This is a genomic window from Desulforamulus profundi, assembly GCF_002607855.1.
Map to the genome: position 1 here is coordinate 1 of NZ_AWQQ01000085.1, position 3,175 is coordinate 3,175.

At 39.5% G+C, this 3,175-nt stretch carries 4 protein-coding genes; all 4 read left to right on the forward strand.

What is annotated here, in order from left to right:
* Window positions 1–358 precede the first annotated feature (358 nt).
* The 4 genes from P378_RS12660 to P378_RS12670 all read left to right on the forward strand — a co-directional run bounded on the left by P378_RS12660 (window position 359) and on the right by P378_RS12670 (window position 2,906).
* Window positions 359–778 (forward strand): hypothetical protein, encoded by a 420-nt coding sequence (locus P378_RS12660; protein ID WP_099083504.1) that lies wholly within the window; start codon window positions 359–361, stop codon window positions 776–778.
* On the forward strand, window positions 732–1,742 hold the full coding sequence (locus P378_RS24530; RefSeq protein WP_338013915.1) for a recombinase family protein: 1,011 nt from the start codon (window positions 732–734) through the stop codon (window positions 1,740–1,742). The genes P378_RS12660 and P378_RS24530 overlap by 47 nt, the downstream gene beginning before the upstream one ends.
* Window positions 1,739–2,386 (forward strand): recombinase zinc beta ribbon domain-containing protein, encoded by a 648-nt coding sequence (locus tag P378_RS24535; RefSeq protein WP_338013916.1) that lies wholly within the window; start codon window positions 1,739–1,741, stop codon window positions 2,384–2,386. The genes P378_RS24530 and P378_RS24535 overlap by 4 nt, the downstream gene beginning before the upstream one ends.
* Before the next feature lie 127 nt (window positions 2,387–2,513).
* On the forward strand, window positions 2,514–2,906 hold the full coding sequence (locus P378_RS12670; protein ID WP_099083505.1) for a resolvase: 393 nt from the start codon (window positions 2,514–2,516) through the stop codon (window positions 2,904–2,906).
* Window positions 2,907–3,175 lie beyond the last annotated feature (269 nt).

The following is a 3,175-nucleotide window of genomic DNA, read 5'->3' on the forward strand; positions in this document are numbered from 1 at the left end:
CATGACTGGAACGGGTGCGTGAAATATCGGTACATTAGTGGTGGAAGGAAAAGTTATCAACATTTATGGTCAACTTTCTTTTGCAGTAGTATTGCATGGGAAAAATTTACTTAATTACCAGTTAATAAATGGTTTTAATGGTAATATTTTTCTTATAAAATACACAAAGGAGGGAGAAAAACCACCTTAAACAAGTTCAAAAAAATGTCTTGACATCTTTAGCCACCATAAGCCTTCGGAAAAARTCAAATGGAAATGTAGAAACTATATTTTTGAAAACCGAGTTTTATGCAGGAATAGTTTTTTCACTGAAGATGAGTTAAAAAGCACCTTTATAGAAGCAACCAACCAACTGATCATGCAAAAAAAGAAGCTTGAAAAGATATCACCTCAAGAACAACCGAAAATGAACCTTGAACTCAGACAGACCGAAAATAGAATTAAAGAACTTGAGCAAGGCGGTGAATTTTCAAGTGCCGAACTTGCAGAGCTAATTTTTAAAAGAGCTGAGCTGAATTATGAAGGCTCAAAAGTTGCTGATCATAAGCTTAATACTGAAAAAATAAAAGAGGCTCTGACAAGTACTAGTACCCGGACAGAATTTAATGAGGAACTTTTCGAAACCATTATTAAACAGATCACAGTCTATAAAGAGACATTTGTGAAAGTGGAATTTATAAATGGTATCACTATCAACATAAGCATTGAGTACAAACGAAAGGATGGTAAAAATGGCAGTAGTGAAAAAAACGGTAGCAATCATACCGCCTCAAGTTAAATATGACAAACATATGCGCGTAGAACAAAAAACACTTCGAGTAGCAGCCTACTGCAGGGTCAGTACCTTGCTAGAGCAACAGGAAGGAAGCTATGAAGCGCAGGTTGACTATTATACGGAAAAAATTAGTAGCAATCCCAACTGGAAATGTGCAGGTATATTTGCTGATGATGGCAAGAGCGCCACACAGACGAAAAAACGTGATGATTTTAATGTCATGATCGAAGCGTGCATGGCAGGTAAAGTAGACTTGATCCTGACAAAATCGGTAAGCCGGTTCGCCAGAAATACAGTGGATGCTCTGCAATATATCCGAAAGCTGAAGGAAAAGAACATCCCAGTTATTTTTGAAAAAGAAGGGGTCAACACCATGGAAAGTGGTGGAGAACTTCTGATTACGATCCTAAGTAGCCAAGCACAGGAAGAAAGCCGAAATATCAGTGAAAACACGAGATGGGGCTTAACAAGGCGGTTTGAAAATGGAATCATATCAGTCAATCATAAGAAGTTTTTAGGTTTCACAAAAGATGAAGATGGAAACCTTATAGTAGTGCCTGCTGAAGCCATCATTGTAAAGCGAATCTACCGAGAGTATTTAGAAGGTAAAAGCATTCTTCAGATAGCCAAGGGACTAGAAAAAGACGATATTAGAACTGTAACGGGCCTTGATCACTGGCATCCCGGCACAATCGATAAAATGCTCTCAAACGAGAAGTTTTGCGGCGATGCCTGTATGCAAAAGACCTATACCATCGATTTTCTTACAAAGAAAAAAGTGAAAAATGAGGGATATGCCCCGCAGTATTACATCGAAGATAACCATGAGGCGATTATCCCAAAAGAGTTATATCATCAGGTGCAGGTGGAAAAGGCAAGAAGAGCAAGCTTCATAAATCTGCAGTTACGAGGAAATCAAACAAGGCGAAAAAGGAGAAAAGCAAATACAGCTCGAAGTATGTACTGACAGAACTTTTAGCCTGTGGAGAGTGTGGCCATGCTTATCGAAGGCAGACTTGGTCGAAATACGGCCAGAAGACAGCGGTATGGCGATGTGAGGATAGATTGAAAAATGGAGCAAACTCCAAGTGCCAGAATTCACCCACACTAAAAGAAGAGCAACTCCACGATGCCATTATGAAAGCCATCAACAAGGTGGTCGAAAACAGTGGAGATTTTATAGAGACCTTCAGAGAGAATGTGATACGGGTCATAGGCAATTATAGTACGCAGGGCGTTACAACGGAATATGATGACCAGATCGATGAACTGCAAAAGCAGATGCTGAAACTCATCGAAGATAACGCACGACAAGGGGCTGTGAGCGATGAATTTGACGATGCCTACAAACACTTGTCCGAACGCATCAATGCACTGAAACAGGCGAAATTGAAGCTTGTAAGAGCACAGAAACAAGCAGAGAACTATGCAGAGAGGATTAATGCACTGGACAAAGCTGTGATCACTGTAAACCCACAGGTGAGGGAATTTGATCAAGAGCTAGTCAAGAGGCTGATCTATAGCATAAAGGTGCATAAGGGACTGAAAATAACGATTCAATTTCACTCGGGTATCGTGATGACAGAGGAAGTGGATTGCTACGAGGATTAACGATAAGTAATAGAATATTGGACATCACACCGACCGTAACTGTTAATACAGCTGCGGTTTTTTATTTGCTGAATGAGTCACTCTAATGGATCAAAATATATAAATTACAATGAATGGAGAAGATAAAATGACTACAGAAGAGTTATATGAATTGATGGAAGACGGCAATCTTGGCTATGCCAGTGTTTATAAACAAGGAGACCAAGGGATGCATACTGATTACATGTTTAAAATGACTGCTGAGAACATTGCTAATTTTATTGGTAAAAACGCATATAATGCAGACAAAATCATTATGACGGATATGTGTGACACTTTAATTTGTGAATCTGTTTATGGTGGATTTATTATGAATTGTCCAGATCAGAATCTGTGTCGAGAAATCATCCCTCATTTGGCACCTATACAAATGGGAGAAGTGGAATCGAAAGAATTCCAACTGGCGACCAGAGAAGAGATGCAGGCACTTTGGGATGCAGAAGAGGAAGTTGTTATGCAAGCGGAGTTTAGAATATTGTGAATTAAAAAAAGCCCAGATGTTTAATCTAGGCATGATTTTTATAATAAATGTGTGTTAAGTTGGGTATGGGTTGACAAAATGGAATAGGCTGGGAAATAAATCAACCACCCGGGCTTGCCCCAGATGGTTGAGTATCCACAGTGCTCCCCTTATAATGATAGTTACCACACCAACATAATAAGGGGGAACTGCTGTGTATACTCATCCTACCGTATTACGCTGCAGAAGGCAAGCAATGATACTTGATGGCAGGAAAATTTATAGCCGTC

Coding starts and splice junctions, on each gene's coding strand:
- P378_RS12670 (WP_099083505.1), top strand. CDS start 2,514: ATGACTACAGAAGAGTTATATGAATTGATGGAAGACGGCAATCTTGGC.
- P378_RS12660 (WP_099083504.1), top strand. CDS start 359: ATGCAAAAAAAGAAGCTTGAAAAGATATCACCTCAAGAACAACCGAAA.
- P378_RS24530 (WP_338013915.1), top strand. CDS start 732: ATGGCAGTAGTGAAAAAAACGGTAGCAATCATACCGCCTCAAGTTAAA.